General features: G+C 57.9%; 25 protein-coding genes. All 25 read right to left on the bottom strand.

What is annotated here, in order from left to right:
* Nucleotides 1-28: 28 nt before the first annotated feature.
* On the bottom strand, nt 29-385 hold the full coding sequence (gene rpsM / locus PSTAB_RS03510; RefSeq protein ID WP_011911998.1) for a 30S ribosomal protein S13: 357 nt from the start codon (nt 383-385) through the stop codon (nt 29-31).
* A gap of 129 nt (nt 386-514) precedes the next feature.
* Nucleotides 515-631, bottom strand: a complete 117-nt coding sequence (rpmJ, locus tag PSTAB_RS03505) for a 50S ribosomal protein L36 (RefSeq protein ID WP_003281814.1) — start codon at nt 629-631, stop codon at nt 515-517.
* A 29-nt stretch (nt 632-660) separates the two neighbouring features.
* On the bottom strand, nt 661-1,989 hold the full coding sequence (gene secY / locus PSTAB_RS03500) for a preprotein translocase subunit SecY (RefSeq protein WP_011911997.1): 1,329 nt from the start codon (nt 1,987-1,989) through the stop codon (nt 661-663).
* Nucleotides 1,990-2,424 carry a 50S ribosomal protein L15 gene (gene rplO / locus PSTAB_RS03495; RefSeq protein ID WP_003281817.1) on the bottom strand — a complete coding sequence of 145 codons (435 nt, stop codon included), beginning with the start codon at nt 2,422-2,424 and terminating at the stop codon, nt 1,990-1,992.
* Between the two features lie 3 nt (nt 2,425-2,427).
* A complete protein-coding gene (gene rpmD / locus PSTAB_RS03490) occupies nt 2,428-2,607 on the bottom strand; it encodes a 50S ribosomal protein L30 (protein WP_003281818.1) in 180 nt (59 codons plus the stop codon).
* A gap of 2 nt (nt 2,608-2,609) precedes the next feature.
* Nucleotides 2,610-3,110, bottom strand: a complete 501-nt coding sequence (gene rpsE, locus PSTAB_RS03485) for a 30S ribosomal protein S5 (protein WP_011911996.1) — start codon at nt 3,108-3,110, stop codon at nt 2,610-2,612.
* 3 nt (nt 3,111-3,113) lie between these two features.
* Complete coding sequence (rplR, locus tag PSTAB_RS03480; RefSeq protein ID WP_013981715.1) at nt 3,114-3,464, bottom strand: 50S ribosomal protein L18; 351 nt, start codon at nt 3,462-3,464, stop codon at nt 3,114-3,116.
* Between the two features lie 10 nt (nt 3,465-3,474).
* Nucleotides 3,475-4,008, bottom strand: a complete 534-nt coding sequence (rplF, locus tag PSTAB_RS03475; RefSeq protein WP_041771635.1) for a 50S ribosomal protein L6 — start codon at nt 4,006-4,008, stop codon at nt 3,475-3,477.
* A gap of 12 nt (nt 4,009-4,020) precedes the next feature.
* Entirely contained in the window at nt 4,021-4,413 is a 393-nt protein-coding gene (gene rpsH / locus PSTAB_RS03470) for a 30S ribosomal protein S8 (RefSeq protein ID WP_011911993.1), read from the bottom strand.
* Nucleotides 4,414-4,592: 179 nt separating this feature from the next.
* Entirely contained in the window at nt 4,593-4,898 is a 306-nt protein-coding gene (gene rpsN / locus PSTAB_RS03465) for a 30S ribosomal protein S14 (protein ID WP_011911992.1), read from the bottom strand.
* Between the two features lie 13 nt (nt 4,899-4,911).
* Entirely contained in the window at nt 4,912-5,451 is a 540-nt protein-coding gene (gene rplE / locus PSTAB_RS03460; RefSeq protein WP_011911991.1) for a 50S ribosomal protein L5, read from the bottom strand.
* 19 nt (nt 5,452-5,470) lie between these two features.
* Complete coding sequence (gene rplX, locus PSTAB_RS03455) at nt 5,471-5,785, bottom strand: 50S ribosomal protein L24 (protein WP_003304067.1); 315 nt, start codon at nt 5,783-5,785, stop codon at nt 5,471-5,473.
* An 11-nt stretch (nt 5,786-5,796) separates the two neighbouring features.
* A complete protein-coding gene (gene rplN / locus PSTAB_RS03450) occupies nt 5,797-6,165 on the bottom strand; it encodes a 50S ribosomal protein L14 (protein WP_003281831.1) in 369 nt (122 codons plus the stop codon).
* A 23-nt stretch (nt 6,166-6,188) separates the two neighbouring features.
* Nucleotides 6,189-6,455 (bottom strand): 30S ribosomal protein S17, encoded by a 267-nt coding sequence (gene rpsQ / locus PSTAB_RS03445; RefSeq protein ID WP_011911990.1) that lies wholly within the window; start codon nt 6,453-6,455, stop codon nt 6,189-6,191.
* Nucleotides 6,456-6,457: 2 nt separating this feature from the next.
* Nucleotides 6,458-6,649 (bottom strand): 50S ribosomal protein L29, encoded by a 192-nt coding sequence (gene rpmC / locus PSTAB_RS03440; RefSeq protein WP_003281834.1) that lies wholly within the window; start codon nt 6,647-6,649, stop codon nt 6,458-6,460.
* The gene (rplP, locus tag PSTAB_RS03435; protein WP_003281836.1) at nt 6,649-7,062 is read right to left on the bottom strand and encodes a 50S ribosomal protein L16; all 414 of its coding nucleotides are present in this window, start codon (nt 7,060-7,062) and stop codon (nt 6,649-6,651) included. The genes rpmC and rplP overlap by 1 nt, the downstream gene beginning before the upstream one ends.
* A 12-nt stretch (nt 7,063-7,074) precedes the next feature.
* Nucleotides 7,075-7,761, bottom strand: coding sequence for a 30S ribosomal protein S3 (gene rpsC / locus PSTAB_RS03430; protein ID WP_003289210.1), 687 nt, complete (start codon nt 7,759-7,761; stop codon nt 7,075-7,077).
* 13 nt (nt 7,762-7,774) lie between these two features.
* On the bottom strand, nt 7,775-8,107 hold the full coding sequence (gene rplV, locus PSTAB_RS03425; protein WP_003304070.1) for a 50S ribosomal protein L22: 333 nt from the start codon (nt 8,105-8,107) through the stop codon (nt 7,775-7,777).
* Nucleotides 8,108-8,120: 13 nt separating this feature from the next.
* Complete coding sequence (rpsS, locus tag PSTAB_RS03420) at nt 8,121-8,396, bottom strand: 30S ribosomal protein S19 (RefSeq protein WP_003293029.1); 276 nt, start codon at nt 8,394-8,396, stop codon at nt 8,121-8,123.
* A gap of 16 nt (nt 8,397-8,412) precedes the next feature.
* On the bottom strand, nt 8,413-9,234 hold the full coding sequence (gene rplB / locus PSTAB_RS03415; protein WP_011911989.1) for a 50S ribosomal protein L2: 822 nt from the start codon (nt 9,232-9,234) through the stop codon (nt 8,413-8,415).
* A gap of 14 nt (nt 9,235-9,248) precedes the next feature.
* The gene (gene rplW, locus PSTAB_RS03410) at nt 9,249-9,548 is read right to left on the bottom strand and encodes a 50S ribosomal protein L23 (RefSeq protein WP_003281842.1); all 300 of its coding nucleotides are present in this window, start codon (nt 9,546-9,548) and stop codon (nt 9,249-9,251) included.
* On the bottom strand, nt 9,545-10,147 hold the full coding sequence (gene rplD, locus PSTAB_RS03405; protein ID WP_011911988.1) for a 50S ribosomal protein L4: 603 nt from the start codon (nt 10,145-10,147) through the stop codon (nt 9,545-9,547). Before rplD ends, rplW begins: the two co-directional genes overlap by 4 nt.
* A 12-nt stretch (nt 10,148-10,159) precedes the next feature.
* Nucleotides 10,160-10,795, bottom strand: coding sequence for a 50S ribosomal protein L3 (rplC, locus tag PSTAB_RS03400; RefSeq protein ID WP_011911987.1), 636 nt, complete (start codon nt 10,793-10,795; stop codon nt 10,160-10,162).
* A gap of 82 nt (nt 10,796-10,877) precedes the next feature.
* A complete protein-coding gene (rpsJ, locus tag PSTAB_RS03395) occupies nt 10,878-11,189 on the bottom strand; it encodes a 30S ribosomal protein S10 (protein ID WP_003186070.1) in 312 nt (103 codons plus the stop codon).
* 150 nt (nt 11,190-11,339) lie between these two features.
* Nucleotides 11,340-12,533: an elongation factor Tu gene (gene tuf / locus PSTAB_RS03390; protein ID WP_011911986.1), complete on the bottom strand. Its 1,194-nt coding sequence runs from the start codon at nt 12,531-12,533 to the stop codon at nt 11,340-11,342.
* Nucleotides 12,534-12,556: the final 23 nt, after the last annotated feature.

Genomic DNA, 12,556 nt, shown 5'->3' with positions numbered 1-12,556 from the left:
CTAGATTCCTGTCGATTCGCTGACGCGATTACTTGCGGATCGGCTTGCGCGGGCCCTTACGGGTACGTGCGTTGGTCTTGGTGCGCTGACCGCGAACCGGAAGACCACGACGATGGCGCAGGCCGCGATAGCAACCCAGGTCCATCAAGCGCTTGATTTTCATGTTGACGTCGCGACGCAGGTCGCCCTCAACGATGAACTTGCCGACTTCGCCACGCAGCAGTTCGACCTGCTCGTCGGAAAGATCCTTGATCTTTGCTGCCGGATTCACACCGGTAGCGGCACAGATTTCCTGCGCACGGGTGCGACCAACACCGTAGATGTAGGTCAGCGAGATAACAGTGTGCTTGTTATCCGGAATGTTGACGCCTGCAATACGGGCCATTCAGTGAAACTCCAATTGACAGCTACCTACGCCCCGGAAGCCAAGAAAAGGGCGCGAGATATTAACGCTGTAATAACAAATATTCAACCCGGCAGCGCACTAGCTGCCGGGTTATAACGCCTTACACAATCAGCCTTGGCGCTGCTTGTGACGCGGTTCTGCGCTGCAGATCACGCGCACGACACCGTCGCGACGGATGATCTTGCAGTTACGGCACAGCTTTTTAACCGATGCACGAACTTTCATCACCAACTCCTAGAACCTTACGAACCACTTCAGCGGAGCATTCCGCTACCGTAGCCCTTCAGGTTGGCTTTCTTCATCAGGGAATCGTACTGGTGCGACATGAGGTGCGATTGCACTTGGGACATGAAGTCCATGACAACCACAACCACGATCAGCAACGAGGTCCCACCAAGGTAGAACGGCACGTTGGCTGCAACCACAAGGAACTGCGGCAGCAGGCAGACAGCCGTCATGTACAGGGCGCCGAACATGGTCAAGCGGGTCAACACGCCATCGATATAGCGAGCCGACTGCTCACCAGGACGAATCCCGGGAATAAACGCACCGGACTTCTTCAGGTTCTCCGCCACGTCCTTCGGATTGAACATCAATGCCGTATAGAAGAAGCAGAAGAAAATGATCCCAGCACTGAACAGCAGGATGTTCAACGGCTGCCCGGGCGCGATCGCCTGAGAGATATCAGCCAACCAACCCATGTTTTCGGACTGGCCGAACCACTGCCCCAGCGAAGCCGGGAACAGCAGGATGCTGCTGGCGAAGATGGCCGGGATAACGCCCGCCATGTTGACTTTCAACGGCAGGTGGCTGGTCTGCGCAGCGAAGACCTTACGACCTTGCTGACGCTTGGCGTAGTGCACCGCAATGCGACGCTGCCCACGCTCGATGAACACCACGAAACCGATGATCGCAACCGCCAGCAGCCCCACGGCCAGCAAAGCGATGATGTTGATATCGCCTTGGCGAGCGGACTCGAACGACTGCCCGAGCGCGCCCGGCAATCCGGCGACGATCCCAGCGAAGATCAGCATCGAGATACCGTTGCCAACCCCACGCTCGGTGATCTGCTCGCCCAGCCACATCATGAACATCGCACCAGACACGAAGGTCGTGATGGCCACGAAGTAGAAGCCGAAGTCGTTACTGAACGCGACACCCTGCCCCGCCAGTCCGACCGACATGCCGACGGCCTGCACGATTGCCAGAACCAGCGTTCCGTAACGCGTGTACTGGCTGATCTTGCGACGACCGGCTTCGCCTTCTTTCTTCAACTGCTCCAGCTGCGGACTGACAGCGGTCATGAGCTGCATGATGATCGATGCCGAGATGTACGGCATGATCCCCAGCGCAAAGATGCTCATGCGCTCCAGCGCACCGCCGGAAAACATGTTGAACAAGCTAAGGATGGTCCCCTCGTTCTGACGGAACAGCTCGGCCAGCCGATCGGGATTGATCCCGGGTACTGGAATGTGTGCGCCAATCCGGTAGACGATGATCGCCATGAACAGAAAGCGCAGACGAGCCCAGAGTTCGGACAGACCACCATTACTCAGCGCGGAGAGAGCACCTTGCTTAGCCATTTATTCCTCGAACTTGCCGCCAGCTGCTTCGATAGCCGCACGCGCACCCTTGGTGGCTGCGATGCCCTTTAGAGTGACCGCACGCCCAACCTCACCGGACAGCATGACTTTCACACGCTGCACGTTCTGGTTGATGACGTTGGCGTCTTTCAGGCTCTGTACGGTAACAACGTCGCCTTCCACCTTAGCCAGTTCGGAAGTGCGCACTTCTGCGCGATCCATGGCCTTCAGCGAAACGAAGCCGAACTTCGGCAGACGGCGGTGCAGCGGCTGCTGACCACCCTCGAAGCCCGGAGCGATCTTGCCGCCGGAGCGGGAAGTCTGACCTTTGTGGCCACGGCCACCGGTCTTACCCAGACCGCTGCCGATACCACGACCCGGACGCAGCTTTTCGCGACGGGCACCCGGCGCAGAACGCAGATCGTTCAGTTGCATGGCTTAGCCCTCCACACGGAGCATGTAGTAAGCCTTGTTGATCATGCCGCGGTTCTCAGGAGTATCCTGAACTTCTACGGTGTGACCAATGCGACGCAGGCCCAGGCCCTTGACGCACAGCTTGTGATTGGGGATACGACCGCTGACGCTCTTGATCAGCGTAACCTTGACGGTGTTAGCCATGATCAGGAAATCTCCTCGACGCTCTTGCCGCGCTTGGCAGCAATCGACTCAGGCGACTGCATCGCCTTCAGACCCTTGAAGGTGGCATGCACCACGTTGACCGGGTTGGTAGAGCCGTAGCACTTGGCCAGGACGTTGTGCACACCGGCCACTTCAAGGATGGCGCGCATGGCACCACCAGCGATAACACCGGTACCTTCGGAGGCAGGCTGCATGTAGATCTTGGATGCGCCGTGAGCCGCCTTGGTGGCGTACTGAAGCGTAGTGCCGTTCAAGTCGACCTGGATCATGTTGCGGCGCGCCGCTTCCATGGCCTTCTGAATGGCAGCCGGCACTTCGCGGGACTTGCCGCGACCGAAACCAACACGACCCTTACCATCACCAACTACAGTCAGCGCGGTGAAGGTGAAGATACGACCACCCTTCACGGTTTTTGCGACGCGGTTAACTTGAACCAGCTTCTCGATGTAGCCTTCGTCGCGCTTTTGCTCGTTATTTGCCATAACTTAGAACTCCAGCCCGCCTTCACGAGCAGCATCAGCCAGTGCCTTCACACGACCGTGGTACTTGAAGCCAGAACGGTCGAACGCCACCTGAGTGACGCCTGCGGCTTTCGCGCGCTCAGCGACCAGTTGACCGACTTTCTTGGCAGCGTCAACGTTGCCGGTGGCACCGTCACGCAGTTCTTTGTCCAGAGTCGAGGCGCTTGCCAGGACCTTGCCGCCGTCGGCCGAAAGGACCTGGGCGTAGATGTGCTGGGAAGAGCGGTGCACGCAGAGGCGTACGGCTTCCAGCTCGCGCATCTTCAGGCGCGCTTTGCGAGCGCGACGCAGACGAGTTTCTTTCTTTACGCTCATTTGCTATGCCCTACTTCTTCTTAGCTTCTTTGCGACGGACTACTTCATCCGAGTACCGCACGCCTTTGCCCTTGTAAGGCTCCGGACGACGGAAATCACGAATTTCAGCAGCCACCTGACCGACCAGTTGCTTGTCGACACCCTTGATCAGGATATCGGTCTGGCTGGGGGTCTCGGCGGTGACGCCTTGCGGCAGCTCATAATCCACCGGATGCGAGAAACCGAGAGCCAGGGACAGCACTTGACCTTTGGCTTGCGCCTTGTAACCGACGCCGACCAGCTGGAGCTTGCGCTCGAAGCCCTGACTGACACCGATCACCATGTTGTTGACCAGAGCGCGGGTAGTACCGGCCATGGCGCGAGTCTGCTGATCACCGTTACGACCGGCGAAACGCAGCTCACCACCTTCCTGGATAACCTCAACGGAAGGATGAACGTTCAGCTCCAGAGCGCCTTTTGCACCCTTCACCAAAAGCTGCTGGCCGGACATTTTGATTTCAACGCCAGCGGGCAGCTTGACGGGGTTCTTAGCAACGCGAGACATGCTTATCCCCCCTTAGAACACAGTGCAAAGCACTTCGCCGCCGACACCAGCAGCGCGAGCAGCACGATCAGTCATCACACCCTTGTTGGTGGAGACGATCGAGACACCCAGGCCACCGCGAACTTTCGGCAACTGGTCAACGGATTTGTACTGGCGCAGGCCAGGACGACTTACGCGCTTCAGTTCCTCGATGACCGGACGGCCTTCGAAATACTTAAGCTCGATGGACAGCTGCGGCTTGACGTCGCCACTGACCTGGTATCCCGCGATATAGCCTTCACCTTGAAGAACGTTGGCTACAGCCACCTTCAGCGTGGAAGACGGCATGCTTACGACGGACTTTTCGGCCATCTGGGCATTACGGATACGAGTTAGCATGTCCGCTAACGGGTCCTGCATACTCATGGGCTCTTAGCTCCTAAAACAAAAAAATAAGCCTTGGACGGCTCGTGTCGCCAACGGGCGAACCCTACAAAAATGCGAGGCTCAGGCGAGCCGGGCATTCTAGGCGCTCACCAGAAACGAATCAAGCCCCGAAAGGGGCTCGACCAAAACAAACAGGGCCCGAGGGCCCTGTTTGATTCTTACCAGCTGGCTTTGACCAGGCCCGGTACGTCACCGCGCATGGCGGCCTGGCGCAGCATGTTGCGCGCGAGGCCGAACTTGCGATAGACGCCGTGCGGACGGCCAGTCAGACGGCAGCGGTTACGCAGGCGCGAAGCGCTTGCATCACGCGGCTGCTTCTGCAGGGCCACCTGAGCTTCCCAACGCGCCTCCGGAGTGGACTCCGGGCTAGCGATGATCGCTTTGAGTGCCGCACGCTTCTGGGCGAACTTGGCAACCGTGCGCTGACGCTTCAGCTCACGGTTCTTCATGCTTTGCTTAGCCATGTGCCTACTCCAATCAGTTACGGAACGGGAAGTTGAAAGCGCGCAGCAACGCACGACCCTCATCATCCGTCCGAGCAGTAGTGGTCAGAGTGATATCCAGACCACGCAGGGCATCGATCTTGTCGTAATCGATTTCCGGGAAGATGATCTGCTCTTTGACACCCATGCTGTAGTTGCCGCGGCCATCGAAGGACTTGGCATTCAGGCCGCGGAAGTCACGCACGCGCGGCAGGGAGATCGAAAGCAGACGATCCAGGAATTCGTACATGCGATCGCTGCGCAGGGTTACCTTGACGCCGATCGGCCAGCCTTCGCGGACCTTGAAGCCTGCGATGGACTTGCGAGCGTGGGTCACTACAACCTTCTGACCGGTGATCTTTTCCAGATCGGCAACCGCGTTGTCGATGATCTTCTTGTCACCGATCGCTTCGCCGATACCCATGTTGAGGGTGATCTTGGTAATGCGCGGAACTTCCATCACGTTCTTGAGCTGAAGTTCTTCTTTCAGCTTGGGCGCGATTTCCTTCCGATAAACTTCTTTTAGTCGTGCCATGGTTATCTACCTAGCAGTCTCAAGCGTCAACCGGCTTCTGGGTCGACTTGAAGACACGAATTTTCTTGCCTTCTTCAACCTTGAAGCCAACGCGGTCTGCCTTGTTGGTTTCACCATTGAAAATGGCGACGTTAGAGACGTGCAAAGGCGCCTCTTTCTCGACGATACCGCCCTGAACACCGGACATCGGGTTCGGCTTGGTGTGGCGCTTGACCAGGTTGATCCCGCCAACGACCAGACGGTCGTCAGCGAGCACCTTCAGCACCTTACCGCGCTTGCCCTTGTCTTTGCCGGCGATGACGATGATCTCGTCGTTGCGACGAATCTTTTGCATGCGGCTACTCCTTACAGCACTTCAGGTGCGAGCGAAACGATCTTCATGAACTTCTCGGTACGAAGCTCACGAGTCACCGGCCCGAAGATGCGGGTGCCGATAGGCTCTTGCTTGTTGTTCAGCAGAACAGCAGCGTTGCCATCGAAGCGGATGATGGAACCGTCGGGACGGCGAACACCGTGACGGGTGCGGACCACTACAGCGGTCATCACCTGGCCTTTCTTGACCTTGCCACGCGGAATCGCTTCCTTGACGGTGACCTTGATAATGTCGCCGATGCCGGCGTAACGGCGGTGAGAACCGCCGAGCACCTTGATACACATGACGCGACGAGCGCCACTGTTATCAGCCACATCGAGCATGGATTGAGTCTGAATCATATAATTTCTCCGACCCCTAGCCCTTAGACTTCGACGGCGCGTTCAACGACTTCAACCAGCGCCCAGGACTTGGTCTTGGACTGCGGACGGGTTTCACGAATGGAAACCTTGTCGCCGATCTTGCACTGGTTGGTTTCGTCGTGGGCGTGCAGTTTGGTCGAACGCTTAACGTATTTGCCGTAGATCGGGTGCTTGACGCGACGCTCGATCAGTACGGTGATGGTCTTGTCCATCTTGTCGCTGACGACACGGCCGGTCAGCGTGCGGACGGTTTTCTGAGCTTCAGCCATGATCACTTACCTGCCTGCTGGTTGAGCACAGTCTTGACACGAGCGATGTCGCGCTTGACTTGCGAGAGCAGGTGAGACTGCCCCAACTGGCCAGTCGCTTTCTGCATACGCAGATTGAACTGGTCCCGCAGCAGCTCGAGCAGTTGCTCGTTCAGCTGCTCAACGGATTTTTCACGAAGTTCATTCGCTTTCATCACATCACCGTCCGCTTAACAAAGGAGGTGGCGAGCGGCAGCTTTGCAGCGGCCAGGGCGAAAGCCTCACGCGCCAGCTCTTCGGAAACACCCTCGATCTCGTAAAGCACCTTGCCCGGCTGAATCTGGGCTACCCAGTACTCGACGCTACCCTTACCTTTACCCATACGAACTTCCAGGGGCTTCTTGGTAACGGGCTTGTCGGGGAACACGCGGATCCAGATCTTACCGCCACGCTTGACGTGACGAGTCAGCGCACGACGTGCAGCCTCGATCTGACGCGCGGTCAGACGACCACGAGAAACAGACTTCAGCGCGAACTCGCCGAAGCTGACCTTGCTACCGCGCTGAGCCAGACCACGGTTGTGGCCGGTCATCTGCTTGCGGAATTTTGTACGCTTGGGTTGCAACATTTGGCGTACCCCTTACTTAGCAGCTTTTTTACGAGGAGCAGGCGCTTGAGGCTTGAGCTCTTCATGGCGACCACCAATCACTTCGCCTTTGAAGATCCACACCTTGACACCAATCACACCGTAGGTGGTGTGCGCTTCGTAAGTGTTGTAATCGATATCGGCACGCAGGGTGTGCAGCGGCACACGACCTTCGCGATACCACTCGGTACGGGCGATTTCAGCCCCACCCAGACGACCACTGACCTGGATCTTGATGCCCTTGGCACCAATACGCATGGCGTTCTGTACGGCGCGCTTCATGGCGCGACGGAACATCACGCGACGCTCCAGCTGCTGAGCTACGCTCTGTGCAACCAGCATGGCGTCGAGCTCCGGCTTGCGGATCTCTTCGATATTGATGTGCACCGGCACACCCATTTGCTTGGTCAGGTCCTGACGCAGCTTCTCAACATCCTCACCCTTCTTGCCGATCACGATGCCGGGACGAGCGGTGTGGATGGTGATGCGTGCGGTTTGAGCCGGGCGATGGATATCGATACGGCTTACGGACGCGCTTTTTAGTTTGTCTTGGAGGTACTCACGCACGTTCAGATCTGCAAGCAGATAGTCTGCATACGTACGGCCGTCTGCGTACCAGACGGAGGTGTGCTCCTTGACGATTCCCAGGCGAATGCCAGTGGGATGTACTTTCTGACCCATCTGATCGACTCCGTTACTTGTCCGCAACCTTGACAGTGATATGGCAAGACCGCTTGACGATGCGATCAGCGCGGCCTTTGGCACGCGGCATGATGCGCTTAAGCGAACGCCCTTCGTTGACGAAGACGGTGGAGACTTTCAGGTCATCCACATCAGCGCCTTCGTTGTGCTCGGCGTTGGCAACGGCCGACTCCAGCACCTTCTTCATGATCTCGGCGGCTTTCTTACTGCTGAAAGCCAGGAGGTTGAGCGCATCGCCCACCTTCTTCCCGCGGATCTGGTCGGCGACCAGGCGGGCTTTCTGGGCGGAGATGCGAGCGCCCGACAACTTAGCGGCTACTTCCATCTTTCCTTACCCCTTAGCGCTTGCCTTTCTTGTCCGCCACGTGCCCACGATAAGTGCGGGTAGCAGCGAACTCGCCGAGTTTGTGGCCGACCATGTCTTCGGACACGAGGACCGGAACATGTTGGCGACCGTTGTGTACAGCGATGGTCAGACCGACCATCTGCGGCAGGATCATCGAACGACGCGACCAGGTTTTCACCGGCTTGCGATCATTCTTTTCCACCGCCGCTTCGACCTTCTTCAGTAGGTGAAGATCGATAAAAGGACCTTTTTTCAGAGAACGCGGCACTGTCGTATCCCTCTAGTTACTTGCGACGACGGACGATCATGTTATCGGTGCGCTTGTTAGTGCGGGTCTTCGCGCCCTTAGTCGGGAAGCCCCATGGCGACACCGGATGACGACCACCGGAGGTACGACCTTCACCACCACCGTGCGGGTGATCGACCGGGTTCATCGCGACACCACGAACGGTCGGGCGAATGCCCTTCCAGCGCTTGGCACCGGCCTTACCCAGCGAACGCAGGCTGTGCTCGGAGTTCGAGACTTCGCCCAGGGTCGCACGGCATTCAGCCAACACCTTGCGCATTTCGCCGGAGCGCAGACGCAGCGTCACATAGGAGCCCTCACGAGCGACCAGCTGAGCCGAAGCACCAGCGGAGCGAACGAGCTGAGCGCCCTTGCCCGGCTTGAGCTCGATACCGTGAACGGTAGAACCCAGCGGGATGTTACGCAGCGGCAGGCTGTTACCAGCCTTGATCGGAGCATTGATGCCCGAGACCAGCTGATCGCCAGCGCTCACGCCTTTCGGCGCGATGATGTAGCGACGCTCACCGTCGGCATACTTCAGCAGCGCGATGTGCGCAGTACGGTTCGGATCGTATTCGATACGCTCGACGATGGCCGGAATGCCATCCTTGTTGCGACGAAAATCGACCAGACGGTAATGCTGCTTGTGACCACCGCCGATGTGGCGAGTGGTGATACGACCGTTGTTGTTACGGCCGCCAGTCTTCGACTTCTTCTCGAGCAGCGGTGCGTAAGGAGCGCCTTTGTGCAGCTCCTGATTGACCACCTTGACCACAAAACGGCGGCCCGCGGAAGTCGGTTTGCATTTAACGATTGCCATGATGCACCCCTTCCTTACTCAGCACTGCCGGAGAAATCGAGATCCTGGCCTGGCTGAAGAGCGATATAAGCCTTCTTCCAGTCGTTGCGCTTGCCCAGACCGCGAGCGGTGCGCTTGGTCTTGCCCTGAACGTTCAGGGTGTTGACGGCGGCGACCTTCACGTCGAACAGGCTTTCAACAGCCTTCTTGATTTCCAGCTTGGTTGCGTCAGTCGCAACCTTGAAAACGAATTGCTTCTTGCTGTCAGCCAGCACGGTAGCCTTCTCGGAGACGTGCGGACCAAGCAGGACTTTGAATACGCGTTCCTGGTTCATCCCAGCAGCTCCTCGAATTTCTTCACAGCCGACACGGTGATCAACACCTTGTCATAGGCGATCAGGCTGACCGGATCGGAACCCTGGACGTCACGTACGTCGACATGCGGCAGATTGCGCGCAGCCAGGTACAGGTTCTGATCGACAGCATCGGAAACGATCAGCACGTCGCTCAGACCCATACCATTGAGCTTGCTGGCAAGCGCCTTGGTCTTCGGGGCATCGACGGCGAAATCTTCTACGACTACCAGACGCTCGGAGCGAACCAGCTCAGCAAGGATGGAACGCAGCGCAGCGCGATACATCTTCTTGTTCAGCTTCTGCTCGTGGTTCTGCGGGCGAGCAGCGAAGGTGACACCACCGCCACGCCAGATCGGACCACGAGTGGTACCGGCACGAGCGCGACCGGTGCCTTTCTGGCGCCACGGACGCTTGCCACCACCGGACACATCGGAGCGGGTCTTCTGCTGCTTGCTACCCTGACGACCGCCAGCCATGTAGGCGACGACTGCCTGGTGCACCAGCGTCTCGTTGAACTCACCACCAAAGGTGCGATCGGAGACTTCGATGGCCTGTGCGCCATTTACATTCAATTGCATGTGAACTCCCCCTTAACCGCGAGCCTTGACGGCCGGACGCACGAACACGTCACCACCGGTGGCACCAGGGACTGCACCCTTGACCAGCAGCAGGTTACGCTCGGCATCGACACGCACGATTTCCAGAGACTGCACGGTTACGCGCTCGGCGCCCATGTGCCCGGACATCTTCTTGCCCTTGAATACACGACCTGGAGTCTGGCACTGACCAATAGAGCCCGGGACGCGGTGGGATACGGAGTTACCGTGGGTATTGTCCTGACCACGGAAATTCCAGCGCTTGATGGTACCGGCAAAGCCTTTACCCTTGGACTGACCGGTGACATCCACCAGCTGGCCCGCCTGGAAAATTTCGGCATTGATCTGGTCACCAACCTGGAACTCCTCGCCTTCGAGGCGGAATTCCCAGACGCCACGACCTGCTGCCACGTTCGCCTTGGCGAAGTGACCGGCCTGAGCCTTGGTAACACGGGACGCACGACGCTCACCGACAGTGACCTGCACTGCACGATAGCCATCGCTCTCTTCATTCTTGAACTGAGTGACGCGATTCGGCTCGATCTCGATGACCGTAACCGGAATAGAGACACCATCCTCGGTGAAAACGCGGGTCATGCCGCATTTACGACCGACTACACCAATAGTCATTTTTAAACCTCTTGAGTGTACGGGGCTTTCACCCGCTATGGCCGCCCATTTCAGAGCGTTACACGACTAAAACTCTCAGGTTTTAGCCGAGGCTGATCTGCACTTCCACACCAGCCGCAAGATCGAGCTTCATCAGCGCATCGACGGTTTTGTCGGTCGGCTGAACGATGTCCAGCACACGCTTGTGGGTTCGAATTTCATACTGATCGCGCGCGTCTTTGTTGACGTGCGGAGAAACCAGCACAGTGAACCGCTCTTTGCGGGTTGGCAGCGGAATCGGACCACGCACCTGAGCACCAGTACGTTTCGCGGTTTCCACGATTTCCTGGGTTGATTGATCGATCAGGCGATGGTCAAAAGCCTTCAACCGAATACGGATTTGTTGGTTTTGCATTTTGACCTCAGACTCCAAGTAGCCACCCTACCAGGCGCAATACCCCCGGTAAAAGGAGGCGCAATTGTACGGATGCACCTATAGGGTGTCAATAAATGATCAACAATAGAAAAAGGCCCCCGAAGGGGCCTTTTTCATCATCGTCAAATATTACTCGACGATCTTGGCAACCACGCCGGCACCAACGGTACGACCACCTTCGCGAATCGCGAAGCGCAGGCCGTCTTCCATGGCGATCGGCTTGATCAGGGTGACAACCATCTTCACGTTGTCGCCCGGCATTACCATCTCGACGCCTTCCGGCAGCTCGCACGAACCAGTCACGTCAGTGGTACGGAAGTAGAACTGCGGACGGTAGCCCTTGAAGAACGGGGTGTGACGACCACCTTCTTCCTTGGACAGCACGTACACTTCGGCTTCGAACTTGGTGTGCGGCTTGATGGTGCCCGGCTTGGCCAGAACCTGACCACGCTCCACTTCGTCACGCTTGGTGCCACGCAGCAGCACACCGCAGTTCTCGCCAGCACGACCTTCATCGAGCAGCTTGCGGAACATCTCAACGCCGGTGCAGGTAGTCTTGGTGGTCGGACGCAGACCGACGATCTCGATCTCTTCCTGAACCTTGACGATGCCGCGCTCCACGCGACCGGTTACCACGGTGCCGCGACCGGAGATCGAGAACACGTCTTCGATCGGCATCAGGAACGGCTTGTCGATGGCACGAACCGGCTCGGGGATGTAGCTGTCGAGGGTCTCGACCAGCTTCTTCACCGCAGTGGTGCCGAGCTCGTTGTCGTCTTCGCCGTTCAGCGCCATCAGCGCGGAGCCGATGATGATCGGAGTGTCATCACCCGGGAAGTCGTAGGTCGACAGCAGGTCGCGAACTTCCATCTCGACCAGCTCGAGCAGCTCGGCGTCATCAACCATGTCGGCCTTGTTCAGGAACACGACGATGTACGGAACACCAACCTGACGGGACAGCAGGATGTGCTCGCGAGTCTGCGGCATGGGGCCGTCAGCAGCCGAGCAGACCAGGATCGCGCCGTCCATCTGGGCAGCACCGGTGATCATGTTCTTCACGTAGTCAGCGTGACCCGGGCAGTCAACGTGCGCGTAGTGACGGACGTTGGAGTCGTACTCTACGTGGGCGGTGTTGATGGTGATGCCGCGAGCCTTCTCTTCCGGAGCGCTATCGATCTTGTCGAAGTCGACACGAGCGGAACCGAAGACCTCGGAGCACACGCGAGTCAGAGCGGCAGTCAGAGTAGTCTTGCCATGGTCGACGTGACCAATGGTGCCGACGTTGACGTGCGGTTTGTTACGTTCGAATTTTTCCTTAGCCACGACAGTAAACCTCTTACTTAAAG

The organism is Stutzerimonas stutzeri (genome assembly GCF_000219605.1).
In the GTDB taxonomy this organism is placed as follows: Bacteria; Pseudomonadota; Gammaproteobacteria; order Pseudomonadales; family Pseudomonadaceae; genus Stutzerimonas; species Stutzerimonas stutzeri.
This window is presented reverse-complemented; position numbering and strand designations above follow the sequence as displayed.

Excerpts from the sequence above, each read along its gene's own strand:
- rplE (WP_011911991.1), bottom strand. The coding sequence starts at position 5,451 with ATGGCACGACTAAAAGAAGTTTATCGGAAGGAAATCGCGCCCAAGCTG.
- rplF (WP_041771635.1), bottom strand. The coding sequence starts at position 4,008 with ATGTCTCGCGTTGCTAAGAACCCCGTCAAGCTGCCCGCTGGCGTTGAA.
- rpsM (WP_011911998.1), bottom strand. The coding sequence starts at position 385 with ATGGCCCGTATTGCAGGCGTCAACATTCCGGATAACAAGCACACTGTT.
- rpsJ (WP_003186070.1), bottom strand. The coding sequence starts at position 11,189 with ATGCAAAACCAACAAATCCGTATTCGGTTGAAGGCTTTTGACCATCGC.
- rpsQ (WP_011911990.1), bottom strand. The coding sequence starts at position 6,455 with ATGGCTGAAGCTCAGAAAACCGTCCGCACGCTGACCGGCCGTGTCGTC.
- rpsC (WP_003289210.1), bottom strand. The coding sequence starts at position 7,761 with ATGGGTCAGAAAGTACATCCCACTGGCATTCGCCTGGGAATCGTCAAG.
- rplR (WP_013981715.1), bottom strand. The coding sequence starts at position 3,464 with ATGAGCGTAAAGAAAGAAACTCGTCTGCGTCGCGCTCGCAAAGCGCGC.
- rpsN (WP_011911992.1), bottom strand. The coding sequence starts at position 4,898 with ATGGCTAAGCAAAGCATGAAGAACCGTGAGCTGAAGCGTCAGCGCACG.
- rplX (WP_003304067.1), bottom strand. The coding sequence starts at position 5,785 with ATGCAAAAGATTCGTCGCAACGACGAGATCATCGTCATCGCCGGCAAA.
- rplP (WP_003281836.1), bottom strand. The coding sequence starts at position 7,062 with ATGTTGCAACCCAAGCGTACAAAATTCCGCAAGCAGATGACCGGCCAC.
- rplV (WP_003304070.1), bottom strand. The coding sequence starts at position 8,107 with ATGGAAGTAGCCGCTAAGTTGTCGGGCGCTCGCATCTCCGCCCAGAAA.
- rplW (WP_003281842.1), bottom strand. The coding sequence starts at position 9,548 with ATGAACCAGGAACGCGTATTCAAAGTCCTGCTTGGTCCGCACGTCTCC.
- rplB (WP_011911989.1), bottom strand. The coding sequence starts at position 9,234 with ATGGCAATCGTTAAATGCAAACCGACTTCCGCGGGCCGCCGTTTTGTG.
- rpmC (WP_003281834.1), bottom strand. The coding sequence starts at position 6,649 with ATGAAAGCGAATGAACTTCGTGAAAAATCCGTTGAGCAGCTGAACGAG.
- rplD (WP_011911988.1), bottom strand. The coding sequence starts at position 10,147 with ATGCAATTGAATGTAAATGGCGCACAGGCCATCGAAGTCTCCGATCGC.
- rplC (WP_011911987.1), bottom strand. The coding sequence starts at position 10,795 with ATGACTATTGGTGTAGTCGGTCGTAAATGCGGCATGACCCGCGTTTTC.
- rplO (WP_003281817.1), bottom strand. The coding sequence starts at position 2,424 with ATGCAACTGAACGATCTGCGTTCTGCGCCGGGTGCCCGTCGCGAAAAG.
- rpmJ (WP_003281814.1), bottom strand. The coding sequence starts at position 631 with ATGAAAGTTCGTGCATCGGTTAAAAAGCTGTGCCGTAACTGCAAGATC.
- secY (WP_011911997.1), bottom strand. The coding sequence starts at position 1,989 with ATGGCTAAGCAAGGTGCTCTCTCCGCGCTGAGTAATGGTGGTCTGTCC.
- rpsE (WP_011911996.1), bottom strand. The coding sequence starts at position 3,110 with ATGGCAAATAACGAGCAAAAGCGCGACGAAGGCTACATCGAGAAGCTG.
- rplN (WP_003281831.1), bottom strand. The coding sequence starts at position 6,165 with ATGATTCAGACTCAATCCATGCTCGATGTGGCTGATAACAGTGGCGCT.
- rpsH (WP_011911993.1), bottom strand. The coding sequence starts at position 4,413 with ATGAGTATGCAGGACCCGTTAGCGGACATGCTAACTCGTATCCGTAAT.
- rpmD (WP_003281818.1), bottom strand. The coding sequence starts at position 2,607 with ATGGCTAACACCGTCAAGGTTACGCTGATCAAGAGCGTCAGCGGTCGT.